Here is a 14,395-nt window from a genome sequence, read left to right as displayed (position 1 = left end):
TGGGCTTGCCCCGCGAAGAGGCCCGCACAGGCAATCAACATTCAGCGCCTCATGCACCGCTGATAACGCTCATCCACCCGGCCTGCGAACCACGCGGTGGTCAGCTTGCGGGTAATCTTCGGGCTCTTCAGCTCGATCCCCGGCAATACCGCCCGCGCGACCGGTTTGCCAGCCGCCGCATCCGCCAGCTCGAACACACCGCGGTACAGCTTGCTGTCTTCAAAGGCCAGGCTGTCACCCGATTCCAGCTGGCTGCGAATCTGCGGGTTGCGCAAACCCAGCTTCAGCCCCAGCTTGCGCGCTGCAAGCTCAGTGGTACCGGGCATGATCGCGCCGGGGGCAATCAGGTCACCGTCCAGCGCCAGGTCAGCACCCGCCACCTTGCTCAGCGCCGCCTGGAATGCCGCATTGCGGCTGGCGTACCAGCCTGCGTTGAAATCCGCGAAGCGGTACAGCTGGCGATCATAATGCACTGGGTAGCCCAGCAGGTGGGCGATGCCGAAATACATGCCGCCACGGCGGCTGAACACTTCCTGGCGGATCGTGCCGTCATAGCTGTAGGGGTAGTCCTTGGCATGCTTTTCGGCGAACTCGATGCTCACTTGCATCGGCCCGCCGGTGTGCACCGGGTTAAGCCCGCCGAGCAATGTCTTGCCCAGTGGCAGGCGGGCGATGACTTCGTCGAACAGCGCGCTCAGTTGCTTCTCGCTGCGCACCCCTTGCAGCCGTTGCTGATAGGTCTGGCCGTTGCCGGAGGGCGTTTTCAGCGCGCCATCCACCAGCAAGCGGGGGATGTGCAGGCGCGCGGCGCGGCGGTCGATTTCTTCGCGGGCGATGCGCCCGAGGTTGGGTACCTGCGGGTCGGCGTTGAAGGTCGACTCCTGCTCAGTCACCGCCAGTACCGCACACAGGTTGCTCTTGCTGGGCGCAATACGCTGGGCTTCGAAGGCCTGCTGAATGTCCTTGGCCCAACCTGTACGGTCCTTGGCCTGGGCGGGCAACAACCGCAACAGCTGGGCGCGCACCTTGGCAGGGTCTGCTTCAGGTTCTTCTTCAAGACGCCCAGCGCAGCCTTGCAGCAGCGCCAGGGCCGTCAGCGCCGCCGCCAGTAACCGAGCGTTCAGGGCTGCTCACCGACCAGGTAGGTCTTGCTGATATGGCGGAACTGCGGGTGGCTAGCGCTGCCCATCAGCTCGAACAGCACCATCTCGCGGGTCACGATGTGCGCCCCTGCTGCCCGCATGCGTGCCAGCCCTGCGGCCTTGCTCGCCGTAGTGCGGCTGTCGCAGGCATCTTCGACCACGAACACCTGCTTACCCAACGCCAGCAGGCCGAGCACAGTTTGCAAGACGCAGACGTGGGTTTCCATGCCACAGACGATCACCTGATCACGTGCCATCAGGCTGGCCGGCAGGCACTCGGCGGCCACACAGGAGAAATGGGTTTTTTCCACCACTTCGGCAGCGGGCGCCGCCGCAAGGAGCGCTGCAACGGTATGGCCAAGCCCCTTGGGATACTGCTCGGAAATAACCGTCGGCAGTTCCAGATCGGCAGTCGCCGCCAACAACCAGCGCGCCCGGGCACGTGTGCCTTCGGGGTCGCTCATGGCGCCGATGAGTTTTTCCTGGATGTCGACGACCAGCAACGTGGCCTTGTGTGGATCGATCAGCATTGTCTGCCCCTTGCCTGGGAAAAGGCCTAGCCTCCCCCAGGCAAGCGGTGACGTCAATCAGGCAGAAAGCCGATGCGGCTCAAGCGACGCAGCCAGCACGCCGAGCACGCGGTCTTCGTGTTCGTGGATGAAGAAATGGCTGCCGGGGAACACTTCCAACGAAAAGTCGCCCAGGGTTTCCTTGCGCCAGGCCAGCAGTTGCTCCTCGCTGGCCCGATCATCTTCGCCGCCCAGCACGTGCAGTGGGCACTGCAACGCTGGCCGCTGACGGTAGGCGTAACGGCCGCACAGCAAGAAGTCAGCGCGCAGGATCGGCAAGGTCAGGCTCATCAGCTCGGCGTTGCCCAGCACTTCCTCTGGCGTGCCGTTGAGCTCGCGCAACTCGCTGATCAGCTCATCGTCGCGCTTGGGCTCGCGCCAGTTCTTGCCGTCGTAGTCTTCACGCCGGGTGGGTGCAGCGGTGCCGCAGGCGAACAACGCCAGCGGCGGCGGGCAACCCAGCGCCTGCAGCTCATGGGCCAGCTCGAAGGCCAGCAGCGCGCCCAGGCTATGGCCGAGCAATGCATAAGGCGCGCTAGCCGCCAAGCGCTGCTCGGCCGCCAATTGCCGGGCAAGCGCCTGCATGTCGGTCTGTAGCGGCTCCGCCATACGCGCGCCGCGCCCGGGCAGTTCCACGGGCCGCACCTGCAGCCAGGCCGGCAGCTTGCGCCGCCAGCGGCTATAGACCATGGCGCTGGCCCCGGAATACGGCAGGCACAGCAGGTTCAGCGCTGTCACTGGGCTGCAGCTTCGGCCATCTTCTGGCGCAGGCTCAGCGGGCGCATGTCGGTCCAGACCTCGTCGATGTAGGCCAGGCAGTCTTTCTTCAGGCCGCTCTTGCCTACCGCACGCCAGCCAGTGGGGATTGCCTTGTAGTCGGGCCAGATCGAGTATTGCTCTTCGTGGTTGACCACTACCTGGAACTGGATATCGTCGCGGTCGAAAACGGAAGTCATTGCCTGTCTCCTTGAGTGATAGGTGCCGGTACGCGCTTGGCGTAGGACGGTTCTCAAATAGACGTAGGAGGTGCTGGAAAAATTAGGGGTTTGAAAAGAGGGACCTGCCAGGGGCTTGGCTTGGGCGGAATGTAACGGGTGCCCCTAATCGGTTATTCATGCTCAGCTGCCAGCATGGACCGCAATTGAAGAACATGCTCTGGCGATAGCCCCACCGCTGCAAACACTTCGCAGGTGAAACTAACAGGTGCAGTACCGGGTGCCGTGATGATTCGATCCGCAGCCTTGGCGCGTGTACCGCTCTGGTAAAGCGCCTCCCCTTTATAGTGGGCGGCATTCTGTTTCAGGTAATCAGCACTGTTCGAGGTATGCGGTGTTGTATCGAGAAGGCCTGCCCTCGCCAGTGCCAACGTGCCCCCACATATTCCAGCGATTGTCGCCCCCGCGAACCGGCTAGCTCGAAGAAAGTCGCCAATGTCCGGTGCTTGCGGCTGTTCCCAGCCCATGCCGCCAACAATGACGACTGCATATGGCTTCCATTCCAAACACTGTTGCAAACCACTGTCCACCGTGACCGCCAGCCCGCCCTGCGAGTGGAACTGCCCCGGAACAGGGGCAAAAAAACGGACATCAATGCCGTAAAACGGTGATGCGGTTCCTGCTATGAAAGCATATTCCCAATCAGCAAAACCGGGTGTCAGTACCAAACCTATGCGTGACATCTGTCAGCGTCCTCCTTGAAACCCGAAACCATAAAGCGCCAACACCTCACTCAGGGGCATATTCCCTTGAGGGTGCTGGCCGATGTGGCGGGAAAATGACCGAGATGAATCGATTGCTCGCCAACGCCATTACAGCCCTCACGTTGCGGGCCGCCCTTTGGCGTACACCCTTCAAGCATCGCGCAGCAGATCATAGGCATCCAGCAAGCGGAACGCCACCTGCGGATTACGCTCCAACCCCCGCCGTATGGCCGCCGGTATCAATTGCCGAGTCTTGCGGCACAGCCCCGGTTGGTCGTCCAGTTCGATGACGATACCGCGCATGGTCCGCACCTCGTTGAACCCCGGGGCAATGCGCACACGAATGCCCAGGTTCTCGTACATCCGTTGCTGCAAACGCTGCAGGTCGTCCAGGTCCTTGAGGTTCTCCAACCGCTCGAGCAGGCGCTTTTCTTCCTGACGGGTGAGCATAAGGATGCGCTGCGCCGCCGCCGGGTGCTCGGCCAGGTGCTCGCGGCCGCAGTTACAGGCGCCAGGGGGGCAAGGTTGGCGAAGGTTGGGTGGTAGGCTCATGGGGCAAGCATAGCCTGTACCGGCCCCTTCGCGGATACGCACACGCCCGATCATTTCATCCGTGGCGTCCGCCCTTCCAGCAGGCTTACCAAGCGCCCATCGGCCAGCGCCTTCATTGATCAGCTCAAAACTCGATCCCTTCGACGATGATCACCTCAGCCTTCGCCACACCCTGGCGATGGCTGCACGCTTCTTGGTACAGCGCGGACCGATAACAAGCCACCGCCTGCTCATACGAATCGAACGCGATCACCACACTGCGCTGCGGCGTCGGCCGCCCTTCCATCGCCTCGCTACGCCCACCCCGAGCCAGAAACCGCCCGCCAAACGCAGCAAAGGCGGCAGGCGCCCGCTGGGTGTACTGCTGGTACTGCTCAGGGTCAGTCACGTCCACGTGGGCGATCCAATACGCTTTCATCCGCTGCTCTCCTGCCACAAAAAATTTTATGTATGATGGTATACCATAATAATCATCCCATCACAGCGAGCGTGCAACATGGCTTTCAACAGCATCGAAGAACTCCTTGAGGACTACCGGCAAGGCAAGATGGTCCTGCTGGTGGACGACGAAGATCGGGAAAACGAAGGCGACCTGCTGATCGCCGCCGAACGCTGTGACGCCCAGGCCATCAACTTCATGGCCCGTGAGGCGCGTGGCCTGATCTGCCTGACGCTGACCGACGATCATTGCCAGCGGCTGGGCCTGGAGCAGATGGTCCCGGCCAACGGCAGCGTGTTCAGCACGGCCTTCACCGTGTCGATCGAAGCGGCCACCGGCGTCACCACCGGCATTTCCGCCGCCGATCGAGCGCGCACCGTGGCGGCGGCCATGGCGCCGAACGCGCGGCCTGAAGACGTGGTGCAGCCAGGGCATATCTTCCCCCTGCGCGCCCGCGAAGGCGGCGTGCTGAACCGCGCCGGCCACACCGAAGCCGGGTGCGACCTGGCGCGCTTGGCTGGCTTCACACCGGCCTCAGTGATCGTCGAAGTGCTCAATGACGACGGCACCATGGCGCGCCGCCCGGACCTGGAAATATTCGCCGCCAGGCACGGCATCAAGATCGGCACCATTGCCGACCTCATTCACTACCGCCTGAGCACCGAGCAGACCCTCAAACGCATCGGCGAACGCGAACTGCCCACCGTGCACGGCACCTTCCGCCTGGTCACCTACGAAGACCGCATCGAAGGTGGCGTGCACATGGCCATGGTCATGGGCGACATCCGCCGCGAGCAACCCACCCTGGTGCGTGTGCATGTGATCGACCCACTGCGCGACCTGGTCGGCGCCGAATATGCAGGGCCGGCCAACTGGACGCTGTGGGCGGCGCTGCAGAAGGTCGCCGAAGAAGGCACTGGCGTGGTGGTGATCCTGGCCAACCACGAATCTTCGCAGGCGTTACTTGAACGGGTGCCGCAGCTGACCCAGCCGGTGCGGCCTTACCAGCGCGGGCAGTCGAAGGTGTATTCGGAAGTCGGGACTGGTGCACAGATTCTGCAGGATCTGGGCGTGGGCAAGTTGCGCCACCTGGGGCCGCCGCTGAAGTATGCGGGGCTGGCGGGGTATGAGCTGGAGGTGGTGCAGAGCATACCGTTCGAGCCGGTGACGGTCAGCTGACACAGGGCTCTGTAGGAGCGGCAGCCTGATGACGGCGGAGTGATGGCCGGTCGCCTTCCCCTCTTGCCAAAAGTTTGGAATACCATAATATGATATCCCGTAGACCTTAAATCTTCAGGCCGGCACCTACACTCACAATCGGCCACCGACACTTTGTTTTAGCTGCTCCCCGAATACTGTTGGCGGGCGCACCAAAAGCCCCGCCTCGAATAACAAAAGCAACGAGGGCGTAACCATGCTGTTGAGCAAACGTGTAACCGCAGTGCTGTCCGCCAGCCTGCTGACCCTGGCATGTCAGGCCGCACAGGCCGCCGACAGCCTGAACTTCGTCAGCTGGGGCGGGACCACCCAGGACGCCCAGAAAGAAGCATGGGCCGTACCCTTCAGCAAATCGACCAACATCAAAGTCGTCCAGGACGGCCCAACCGACTACGGCAAGCTCAAGGCCATGGTCGAGAGCGGCAATGTGCAGTGGGACGTGGTCGATGTCGAAGCCGACTTCGCCCTGCGCGCCGCCAGCGAAGGCTTGCTCGAACCCCTCGACTTCAACACCATCCAACGCGACAAGATCGACCCGCGCTTCGTCTCCGACCATGGCGTCGGCTCGTTCTTCTTCTCGTTCGTGCTGGGCTACAACGAAGGCAAGCTCGGCGCCAACAAGCCGGTGGACTGGACCGCGCTGTTCGACACCAAGACCTACCCTGGCAAACGTGCCCTGTACAAGTGGCCGAGCCCCGGCGTGCTGGAACTGGCCCTGCTGGCCGACGGCGTCGCGCCCGACAAGCTCTACCCGCTGGACCTGGACCGCGCCTTCAAGAAGCTCGACACCATCAAGAAAGACATCGTCTGGTGGGGCGGTGGCGCCCAGTCGCAGCAACTGCTGGCCTCGGGTGAAGCCTCGCTCGGGCAGTTCTGGAACGGCCGCGTCTACGCCCTGCAGCAAGACGGTGCGCCGGTTGGCGTGAGCTGGAAGCAGAACCTGGTCATGGCCGATTTCCTGGTCATCCCCAAAGGCGCCAAGAACAAGGACGCGGCCATGAAGTTCCTGGCCAACGCCAGCAGCGCCGAAGGCCAGGCCGAATTCGCCAACAAGACCGCCTACGCGCCGGTGAACGTCGACAGCGTGGCCAAGCTTGATAAAGACCTCGCGCAAAACCTGCCGACAGCCTACGCCCAGGATCAGGTCACGCTGGACTTCGCCTACTGGGCGAAGAACGGTCAGGCCATCGCCGCGCGCTGGAATGAGTGGTTGGTCAAATGAAAGTCGCCATCAACGCCCTGCACAATGCGCAAGGTGCCCCGACGGGCACCGGCGCCCCGGGTACGGCCCCCCGCCGCGCAAGCCTGGGCCAACGCTGGAAAGGCAGCCGTAACCTGCTGCCTGCCCTGCTGTTCCTTGGCCTGTTCTTTTTCGCCCCGCTGATCGGCCTGTTGTTGCGTGGCGTGCTAGAGCCGGTGCCGGGCCTGGGCAACTACGAGCAGTTGTTCGCCAACTCGGCTTATGCACGGGTGCTGTTCAACACCTTCTCGGTCGCTGGCGTGGTCACCCTGATCAGCGTACTGCTGGGCTTCCCGCTGGCCTGGGCAATCACCCTGGTGCCCAACGGCTGGGGCCGCTGGTTGCTGAACATCGTGCTGCTGTCGATGTGGACCAGCCTGCTGGCACGCACCTACTCGTGGCTGGTGCTGCTGCAGAGTTCGGGGGTGATCAACAAGGCGTTGATGGCCATGGGTATCATCGATACCCCGCTGGAAATGGTGCACAACCTTACCGGCGTGGTGATCGGCATGAGTTACATCATGATCCCGTTCATCGTGCTGCCACTGCAGGCGACCATGCATGCCATCGACCCGATGGTGCTGCAAGCCGGGTCGATCTGTGGGGCCAGCCCATGGACCAATTTCTGGAAAGTGTTCCTGCCGCTGTGCCGCTCGGGGCTGTTCTCGGGGGCGTTGATGGTGTTCGTGATGTCGCTCGGTTACTACGTCACCCCGGCCCTGCTCGGTGGCGCGCAGAACATGATGCTGCCCGAATTCATCATCCAGCAGGTGCAGTCGTTCCTCAACTGGGGCCTGGCCAGCGCCGCCGCCGCACTGCTGGTGCTCATCACCCTGGTGCTCTTCTATTTGTACCTGAAGCTGCAGCCGGAATCCCCGGTCGGCAACGCGAGGTAATCCGCCATGCTCCTGTCACCCAATGCCATGGGCCGCCCGCTGCGTACCGGCCTGTACCTGACCACCGGGGTCATCGCCGCCTTCCTGCTGCTGCCGGTGGTGTTCATCGTGCTGCTGTCGTTCGGCTCCTCCCAGTGGCTGGTGTTCCCGCCACCGGGCTGGACCTTCAAATGGTACGGCCAGTTCTTCTCCAACCCCGAGTGGATGGATGCGGCCCTGGCCAGCCTCAAAGTCGCCGTGCTCACCACAGTCGCCGCGGTACTGCTGGGCCTGCCCACCGCATTTGCCCTGGTGCGCGGCCGCTTCCCCGGCCGCGAGATGCTCTACGGCCTGTTCACCATGCCGATGATCGTGCCGTTGGTGATCATCGCCGTGGCGGTGTACGCGCTGTTTCTCAAGCTTGGCTACACCGGCACGCTGTTCGCGTTCGTGGTCAGCCACGTGATCGTCGCCCTGCCCTTCACCATCATCTCGATCATCAACTCGCTCAAGCTGTTCGACCAGTCGATCGAAGACGCCGCGGTCATCTGCGGGGCCTCGCGCCTGCAGGCGATCTTCAAGGTGACCTTCCCAGCCATCCGCCCCGGCATGATCGCCGGCGGCCTGTTCGCCTTCCTGGTGTCGTGGGATGAAGTGGTGCTCAGCGTGATGATGGCCAGCCCCGACCTGCAGACCCTGCCGGTGAAGATGTGGACCACCTTGCGCCAGGACCTCAGCCCCGTGATAGCGGTGGCCTCGACCCTGCTGATCGGCCTGTCCCTGCTTGTGATGATTATTGCCGCCGCCCTGCGCCGGCGCACCGAAGTCAACGCCTGAGTGCCCGGAGAACAACAATGAGTGCAGTGATCAAAGACAACGCGCACAACCAGACCCTGGTCAGCCTGCGCGGCCTGAACAAGCACTACGGCGACTTCACCGCCGTGGACAACCTGGCCCTCGAGATCCAGGACGGCGAGTTCCTCACCTTCCTCGGCTCCAGCGGTTCGGGCAAGTCCACCACCCTGTCGATGCTGGCCGGTTTCGAAACCCCGAGCAGCGGCGAGATTCTGGTCGAGGGCCAGTCGCTGGTGAACGTACCGCCGCACAAGCGTGATATCGGCATGGTGTTCCAGCGCTACTCGCTGTTCCCGCACCTGAACGTGCGCGACAACATCGCCTTCCCACTGGCCATCCGCAAGCTCGGCGCCGCCGAGATCAACAAGCGCGTCGACGCCATGCTCAAGCTGGTGCAACTGGAAAAATTCGCCCACCGCAAGCCCTCGCAAATGTCGGGTGGCCAACAGCAACGCGTGGCGATCGCCCGGGCGCTGGTCTACGAGCCACGCATTCTGCTGATGGACGAACCCCTCGGCGCCTTGGACAAGAAGCTGCGTGAAGACCTGCAGGATGAACTGCGCCAGCTGCACCGGCGCTTGGGGATCACCATCGTCTACGTGACCCACGACCAGGAAGAAGCCATGCGCCTGTCCCAGCGCATCGCCATCTTCAGCCACGGCAAGATCGTTGGGCTGGGCAGCGGTTACGACCTTTATCAGAACCCGCCGAACGCATTCGTCGCCTCGTTCCTGGGCAACTCAAACTTCCTGCGGATCAAGGCCAGCAGCAATGGTGCGGGCAGTTTCGAGGGCCAGCCGGTGGCAATCCGCCTGACCGCAGGCTTGGCTGCCGACCAGCAGGCGCTGATCATGGTGCGCCCGGAAAAGGCCCTGGCACTGACCGCTGCCCAGGCGGCGGCACAACCCCTGCCAGCCGGTTGGAACGAAGTCCGTGCCAAGGTGGCCGAGGTGCTGTTCCTGGGTGAAAGCCAGACGTGCCACGTGGTCACCGCAGGCGGTACCGAGATGACCGTGAAGGCGCTGTCTGCGGCAGGCATGCCGATGCAGCCGGGGGATACCGTGAGCGTGCGCTGGGCGGTGGCCGATGCGTGTATCTATACCGAGTGGGCGGAGAGTGACCTGAGCAAGTCGGCAGGGGCGCACTGATTCGACTCGCCCGATAGTGGGCCAGCCCCTGGCCTACTATCGCCCGGCTGTCACATTTCTATCACGCCACCGTCGTAATCTGCCGGGCAACTCTTTGCCACAGGTAGCCCGGCATGCCCCGCCTGCTGCTCCTTCTGCTTGCCGTGCTACCGTTATCGGCCCTGGCCGAGTTCGCGCACTTGCGCGTGCAGGGCTCCAATACCATCGGTGCCGCTCTGCTACCCGCCCTGGTTCAGGCGCAATTGCGCTCGCAGCAGGCAACTGCCATCGAACAGGCGCCCGGTGTGCACGCCAACGAAACCGTCATCACCGCCCGCGACGTTCGCGGGCAACCGTTGCGTATCGACATCGCCGCCCACGGTTCCAGCACCGGCTTCGCGGCGTTGGGCCGGGGCGAGGCCGACCTGGCTGCCGCTTCGAGGCCGATCAACGACGCGGAAGTCAAGCAACTGCGGGCCCTTGGCGATTTGCGCGCAGCCAGCGCCGAACAGGTCATCGGCCTTGATGGCGTGGCGGTGATTGTCCACCCCGACAACCCGCTGCCGCAACTGACCACCCAACAACTGGCGCAGATTTTTTCGGGGCAGGTCCAGCGATGGGACGCGTTGGGCATTGCGGGCGGCGTGATTCACCTGTACGCCCGCGACGATCGCTCCGGCACCTTCGAGACTTTCAAGGCACTGGTGCTCGACCCTCATCGAGGCGAGCTGTCGGCCCAGGCCCAGCGCTTCGAGTCCAGTGACGAACTTGCCGAACGGGTCAGCGCCGACCGCCAGGCTATTGGCTTCAGCAGCCTGGCAGCGGTGCATGGGGCCAAGGTGCTGGCGGTAGCCGAGGGGGATGCAGCGGCCATGCTGCCGCAGCGTTCGCAGGTGGCCAGCGAGGACTACCCGCTGTCGCGCCGCCTGTACTTCTACCTGCCAGCCAATGCCAAGCCCCAGGCCAGGGCCCTGGCAGAATTCGCCCAGAGCCCTGCCGGCCAGGCCATCGTCGCCCAGCTGGGCTTCGTCTCGCAGCAGGTCAAGGCCCAGCCTGTCCCCCCCCAGGCCGATATGCCGCCGCGCTACCGCACGCTGGCCCAGCACGCGCAGCGGCTGAGCGTCAACTTTCGCTTTCAGGAAGGCAGCGCCAGCCTCGACAACAAGGCCTTGCGCGATGTACAGCGGGTGGCCGAGTACCTGCGCCAGGCCGGCAAGTTGCACAGCAAGGTGGTGCTGGTGGGCTTTGGTGACCCCAAGGAAACACCGGGGCGCGCGGCGCTGCTTTCACGCCTGCGAGCGCTGGCGGTGCGCCGCGAGCTGGCACGCGATGGCGTGGACGTGCTGGAGGTGACCGGGATGGGCGATGAGCTGCCGGTGGCAGGCAATGACCAGCAACAAGGGCGCTTGCGCAATCGGCGGGTGGAAGTGTGGGTGTATTGAGGCGCCTTCACATCAGGCAAAGAAATGTAACAGGTCGGCGTTCGGCATCCCACGCAAAGGGGACTAGGCTCAAGCCTATGTGATACCGGGCCCCTCTGACGGCTGCCAAGCCGCCATGTCGGATCACTGTTGCCATGCAACGTCGACAATCAAGGAGGGGCTCATGACAGCTCTGCACACATTTCTCACCACCCCGTTTCTCGGCACCAGCACCTGGTTGTGGCTGGTGTTCATGGCCATCGTCATCGGTTTGCTGGTGCTCGACCTGGGCGTGCTGCACCGCCAGGACCGCGAGATCGAAATGCGCGAGAGCCTGTTGCTGTACTCGGGCTATTTCAGCGTCGGTGTGCTGTTCGGTGCCTGGGTCTGGTTCGAGCTGGGCGCGCAGTCGGCGTTGGAGTTCTACACCGGGTTCCTGGTCGAGCAGTCGCTGTCGATGGACAACGTGTTCGTCATGGCGATGATCTTCGGCTTCTTCGCCATCCCCCGCCGCTATCAGCACCGGGTATTGTTCTGGGGCATTCTGGGTGTGGTGTTCCTGCGGGCGATCATGATCGGCGTAGGTGCGGCGCTGGTGCAGAACTTTGAATGGGTGTTGTACCTCTTCGGCGCCTTCCTGCTGTTTACCGGGGTGAAGATGGCGCTGTCGAAGGAAGACAGCAACCCGGACCTGGCCAACAACCCGATTATCAAGTTCGTGCGCCGGCACATGCGGGTTACCGACCAGATCCATGGCTCGCACTTCTTCGTGCGCCAGACACCGCCCGGGCAAAGCAAGGCGCTGCGTTATGCCACGCCGCTGTTTTTGGCGCTGGTGCTGATCGAACTGGCCGACCTGGTGTTTGCCGTGGACAGCGTGCCGGCGATCTTCGCCATTACCCAGGACCCGTTCATTGTCTACACCTCGAACATCTTTGCCATTCTCGGTTTGCGCTCGCTGTACTTTGCCTTGTCAGCGTTGATGCACCGGTTTATCTACCTCAAGTATGCGTTGGCGTTGGTGTTGATCTTTATTGGTTGCAAGATCTTCTACCACGGCATGGTGGGCAAGGTGCCGGCGTTGCTTTCGTTGGGGGTGACGTTTGGGCTGTTGCTGGGTGGGGTGGTGGTGTCGTTGGTCAAGACGCGGGGGGGTAAGGTGGCAACAGAGGGCAATCCGCTGGAGCACACCGCCACTGAAAAAAACACTGCGATCAAGGCTACAGACACGAAGCATAACTCTGTCAGTTAAGACGATTTTCGCGGCGGTGCGCCGCGAAGAGTGTTGGTATGAAAATTAAAATACTCACTTACTGCTTGGAAAGCTCAAGAAGCAAAGTGAAAATCGCCATCCCCACAAAACCTATAGCGGTCAGCCATAAAGACACTACAAGTCGACGCCTTAGATTGGGCGGAAATTCGTTTAGCTCATCCGCACTCAACTGCCCACGACGCAAGGCCAACTTTGGAAAAACAAAAAGCCAGCCAATAGCGCATATCAAAAGCATCCTCCATTTTATAGTGGAAGCACCCCAAGTTACCTTCAGAGCCTCCACATGAGGATCGCTCGTGATCGCAGAGCATACAACGTGATAATCTCGACTCAAAGTAGTGTACGCAATGACAGCAACACCCACCATACTGATTAAAAAAGGCACAACAAGAAACAGCAGCTTTACAATGGCGGGCCAGGCATGAATGTCAGTCATCTGACACCTCATGGAGAAACTCCCCCGTATATTCGCCGGCTAGTTCTCCAAGTTTGCTGCCAGCTAGGCCACCGCCCCCTACTACTAAAATGCCGCACAGCGGAGCCGCTACACCCACTGTGCTCACGGTAAAGCCAACACACAATGTGCCAACCGCTGCAGTGGCCAGTATCGGACCTACCACGCCACCACCGACGCCCCCGCTGAATTTTCCGGCTTCTACGAAACGGGCTTTTCTGCATTCCTCTGTGCTGCCTGCCTGGCAGACCTCTCTCACATTGAGGTACGACGAAGCACCACTCAGTCCAATTGCGGCATTCCCACCGTGTTTGAGGTACTTGGAGAGTTTCGCCACTTTATCGAGATGCGTCGCATAACCCGGTATCTGCCCCGCTCCACCCGCCTTCGACCAATGGTGCACAAGGCTTTTGGTCGAAATATTCAGACTCTTTTTCAGGCGTTCATAACTGCCCAAGTTCAGCTGTTTGTTAAGCAATGCCGCCTTCAACTGTCTATCCAATTGCTGCAGCAACTGACGCCGCGACGCAAAGAACGCTCGACTGTTCAAGTGCCCATGCCGCAAAAACTCACGCTGATGCAATTGCTCGATCTGGTTCAAGGTTTCCCGGACCTGTTTCAACCCTTGATCCAACATGTCCTTGCCCACGCCCATCGACTGGCTCGCATTACTGAGCAAGCCCGCTATCTCGGCCTGGTGCTGCATCATGAAATCCGATTCGGCAAAATCAAGCACCGCCAACGCGTGCCGGGCATCCTGGGCCGCAGCCATCAGCTTGGCTTCCTCATGGGTACAGGCATCGCCGTTGTCAGGGTCACCAATGACGAATATTTCCCCAGCCTTGAATCCATGAACGAAGGTAGGGTTGAGCCGCTGCAAACGGGAGATCGGCAAGGTGGCGTCCTGCTCGGACAACTGCAGCAGAACCTGGGAAAACGACATGTTTCTGGGAACCACATAGAAGCCCGGCTCCATTGACCCCGACAAAGCAGTCACTGCCCCTTGCGAGAAGTTGTCTGCTTGAGCACCGGCCGTTGGCACAATAGACATCACACGGTTAGTCGCGAACGTCCGGATGGGTGACGGAACCTCATCCAACGGCGCCACGACCCGGTTACTGCCAGACGGACAACCACAATCCACCAGCGCCCCATCCATGGCCACGGCATGACCGTCGGAAATGAAGTGCCAAACGCCTTCCGCGACGGTGCCTTCACCGCCACAGAGGGGACAGGGTGTTGTTCTGTCTCCCTCCCTGAGCACCCTGCGGCCATTGCTCAAATAGCCGAGACCTGTAGCGATGCAAACAGCGCCAGTCGTGGTGGCATCACCGTCTACCGCCTGACCTTTTCCACCCAGGTTGACACGCATCGGCAAGTTCCCTGTGCATAAGTGAGGTGGCGAAACCTAACAGCTGCAACAGGGCTTTTACTGCCAGAACGTGAAAACCAGACGCTTCTTACAAGAACTGATCACTTTACTTACAGAATGCTCTTGAGAATATTCCATGCGCCCAGAATGAAACGTTCC

Annotated in this window: 16 protein-coding genes; 7 read left to right on the top strand and 9 right to left on the bottom strand. The window is 61.8% G+C overall.

Annotation, left to right across the window (positions count from 1 at the left end; translation table 11 throughout):
• Window positions 1-41: 41 nt before the first annotated feature.
• From OGV19_RS07065 to OGV19_RS07035, 7 genes are all read right to left on the bottom strand, one after another.
• Window positions 42-1,124 carry a DUF1615 domain-containing protein gene (locus OGV19_RS07065; protein ID WP_319026079.1) on the bottom strand — a complete coding sequence of 361 codons (1,083 nt, stop codon included), beginning with the start codon at window positions 1,122-1,124 and terminating at the stop codon, window positions 42-44.
• Window positions 1,121-1,672, bottom strand: a complete 552-nt coding sequence (locus OGV19_RS07060; protein ID WP_264312716.1) for a hydrolase — start codon at window positions 1,670-1,672, stop codon at window positions 1,121-1,123. The genes OGV19_RS07065 and OGV19_RS07060 overlap by 4 nt, the downstream gene beginning before the upstream one ends.
• 57 nt (window positions 1,673-1,729) lie before the next feature.
• Window positions 1,730-2,449 (bottom strand): thioesterase II family protein, encoded by a 720-nt coding sequence (locus OGV19_RS07055; protein WP_264312715.1) that lies wholly within the window; start codon window positions 2,447-2,449, stop codon window positions 1,730-1,732.
• Complete coding sequence (locus tag OGV19_RS07050; protein ID WP_033698884.1) at window positions 2,446-2,667, bottom strand: MbtH family protein; 222 nt, start codon at window positions 2,665-2,667, stop codon at window positions 2,446-2,448. The genes OGV19_RS07055 and OGV19_RS07050 overlap by 4 nt, the downstream gene beginning before the upstream one ends.
• A gap of 152 nt (window positions 2,668-2,819) precedes the next feature.
• Entirely contained in the window at window positions 2,820-3,389 is a 570-nt protein-coding gene (locus tag OGV19_RS07045; RefSeq protein WP_264312714.1) for a DJ-1/PfpI family protein, read from the bottom strand.
• Window positions 3,390-3,560: 171 nt separating this feature from the next.
• A complete protein-coding gene (locus OGV19_RS07040) occupies window positions 3,561-3,962 on the bottom strand; it encodes a hypothetical protein (protein ID WP_264312713.1) in 402 nt (133 codons plus the stop codon).
• Between the two features lie 124 nt (window positions 3,963-4,086).
• On the bottom strand, window positions 4,087-4,380 hold the full coding sequence (locus OGV19_RS07035) for a DUF1330 domain-containing protein (protein ID WP_264312712.1): 294 nt from the start codon (window positions 4,378-4,380) through the stop codon (window positions 4,087-4,089).
• Between the two features lie 78 nt (window positions 4,381-4,458).
• Here OGV19_RS07035 and ribBA point away from each other — a divergent pair, with 78 nt between their 5' ends.
• The 7 genes from ribBA (at window position 4,459) to OGV19_RS07000 (ending at window position 12,389) form a co-directional block, all read left to right on the top strand.
• Window positions 4,459-5,580 carry a bifunctional 3,4-dihydroxy-2-butanone-4-phosphate synthase/GTP cyclohydrolase II gene (gene ribBA, locus OGV19_RS07030; RefSeq protein ID WP_264312711.1) on the top strand — a complete coding sequence of 374 codons (1,122 nt, stop codon included), beginning with the start codon at window positions 4,459-4,461 and terminating at the stop codon, window positions 5,578-5,580.
• Window positions 5,581-5,815: 235 nt separating this feature from the next.
• Entirely contained in the window at window positions 5,816-6,841 is a 1,026-nt protein-coding gene (locus OGV19_RS07025; protein WP_264312710.1) for a polyamine ABC transporter substrate-binding protein, read from the top strand.
• Entirely contained in the window at window positions 6,838-7,755 is a 918-nt protein-coding gene (locus tag OGV19_RS07020) for an ABC transporter permease (protein ID WP_264312709.1), read from the top strand. Before OGV19_RS07025 ends, OGV19_RS07020 begins: the two co-directional genes overlap by 4 nt.
• Before the next feature lie 6 nt (window positions 7,756-7,761).
• Window positions 7,762-8,571, top strand: coding sequence for an ABC transporter permease (locus OGV19_RS07015; RefSeq protein WP_047581016.1), 810 nt, complete (start codon window positions 7,762-7,764; stop codon window positions 8,569-8,571).
• Window positions 8,572-8,588: 17 nt separating this feature from the next.
• Window positions 8,589-9,737 (top strand): ABC transporter ATP-binding protein, encoded by a 1,149-nt coding sequence (locus OGV19_RS07010; RefSeq protein ID WP_264312708.1) that lies wholly within the window; start codon window positions 8,589-8,591, stop codon window positions 9,735-9,737.
• Window positions 9,738-9,850: 113 nt separating this feature from the next.
• Entirely contained in the window at window positions 9,851-11,158 is a 1,308-nt protein-coding gene (locus OGV19_RS07005) for a substrate-binding domain-containing protein (RefSeq protein ID WP_264312707.1), read from the top strand.
• 163 nt (window positions 11,159-11,321) lie between these two features.
• Window positions 11,322-12,389 (top strand): TerC family protein, encoded by a 1,068-nt coding sequence (locus tag OGV19_RS07000; protein WP_264312706.1) that lies wholly within the window; start codon window positions 11,322-11,324, stop codon window positions 12,387-12,389.
• Window positions 12,390-12,447: 58 nt separating this feature from the next.
• Here the strand turns inward: OGV19_RS07000 and OGV19_RS06995 are convergent, their stop codons facing one another.
• Window positions 12,448-12,846 (bottom strand): hypothetical protein, encoded by a 399-nt coding sequence (locus OGV19_RS06995; RefSeq protein WP_264312705.1) that lies wholly within the window; start codon window positions 12,844-12,846, stop codon window positions 12,448-12,450.
• Entirely contained in the window at window positions 12,839-14,236 is a 1,398-nt protein-coding gene (locus OGV19_RS06990) for a PAAR domain-containing protein (RefSeq protein ID WP_264312704.1), read from the bottom strand. The genes OGV19_RS06995 and OGV19_RS06990 overlap by 8 nt, the downstream gene beginning before the upstream one ends.
• Window positions 14,237-14,395: the final 159 nt, after the last annotated feature.

The sequence above is a fragment of the Pseudomonas putida genome (assembly GCF_025905425.1).
Lineage (GTDB): Bacteria > Pseudomonadota > Gammaproteobacteria > Pseudomonadales > Pseudomonadaceae > Aquipseudomonas > Aquipseudomonas putida_AF.
This window is presented reverse-complemented; position numbering and strand designations above follow the sequence as displayed.

Excerpts from the sequence above, each read along its gene's own strand:
- OGV19_RS07060 (WP_264312716.1), bottom strand. The coding sequence starts at position 1,672 with ATGCTGATCGATCCACACAAGGCCACGTTGCTGGTCGTCGACATCCAG.
- OGV19_RS07050 (WP_033698884.1), bottom strand. The coding sequence starts at position 2,667 with ATGACTTCCGTTTTCGACCGCGACGATATCCAGTTCCAGGTAGTGGTC.
- OGV19_RS07045 (WP_264312714.1), bottom strand. The coding sequence starts at position 3,389 with ATGTCACGCATAGGTTTGGTACTGACACCCGGTTTTGCTGATTGGGAA.
- OGV19_RS07040 (WP_264312713.1), bottom strand. The coding sequence starts at position 3,962 with ATGAGCCTACCACCCAACCTTCGCCAACCTTGCCCCCCTGGCGCCTGT.
- OGV19_RS07035 (WP_264312712.1), bottom strand. The coding sequence starts at position 4,380 with ATGAAAGCGTATTGGATCGCCCACGTGGACGTGACTGACCCTGAGCAG.
- ribBA (WP_264312711.1), top strand. The coding sequence starts at position 4,459 with ATGGCTTTCAACAGCATCGAAGAACTCCTTGAGGACTACCGGCAAGGC.
- OGV19_RS07025 (WP_264312710.1), top strand. The coding sequence starts at position 5,816 with ATGCTGTTGAGCAAACGTGTAACCGCAGTGCTGTCCGCCAGCCTGCTG.
- OGV19_RS07020 (WP_264312709.1), top strand. The coding sequence starts at position 6,838 with ATGAAAGTCGCCATCAACGCCCTGCACAATGCGCAAGGTGCCCCGACG.
- OGV19_RS07015 (WP_047581016.1), top strand. The coding sequence starts at position 7,762 with ATGCTCCTGTCACCCAATGCCATGGGCCGCCCGCTGCGTACCGGCCTG.
- OGV19_RS07010 (WP_264312708.1), top strand. The coding sequence starts at position 8,589 with ATGAGTGCAGTGATCAAAGACAACGCGCACAACCAGACCCTGGTCAGC.
- OGV19_RS07005 (WP_264312707.1), top strand. The coding sequence starts at position 9,851 with ATGCCCCGCCTGCTGCTCCTTCTGCTTGCCGTGCTACCGTTATCGGCC.
- OGV19_RS07000 (WP_264312706.1), top strand. The coding sequence starts at position 11,322 with ATGACAGCTCTGCACACATTTCTCACCACCCCGTTTCTCGGCACCAGC.
- OGV19_RS06995 (WP_264312705.1), bottom strand. The coding sequence starts at position 12,846 with ATGACTGACATTCATGCCTGGCCCGCCATTGTAAAGCTGCTGTTTCTT.
- OGV19_RS06990 (WP_264312704.1), bottom strand. The coding sequence starts at position 14,236 with ATGCGTGTCAACCTGGGTGGAAAAGGTCAGGCGGTAGACGGTGATGCC.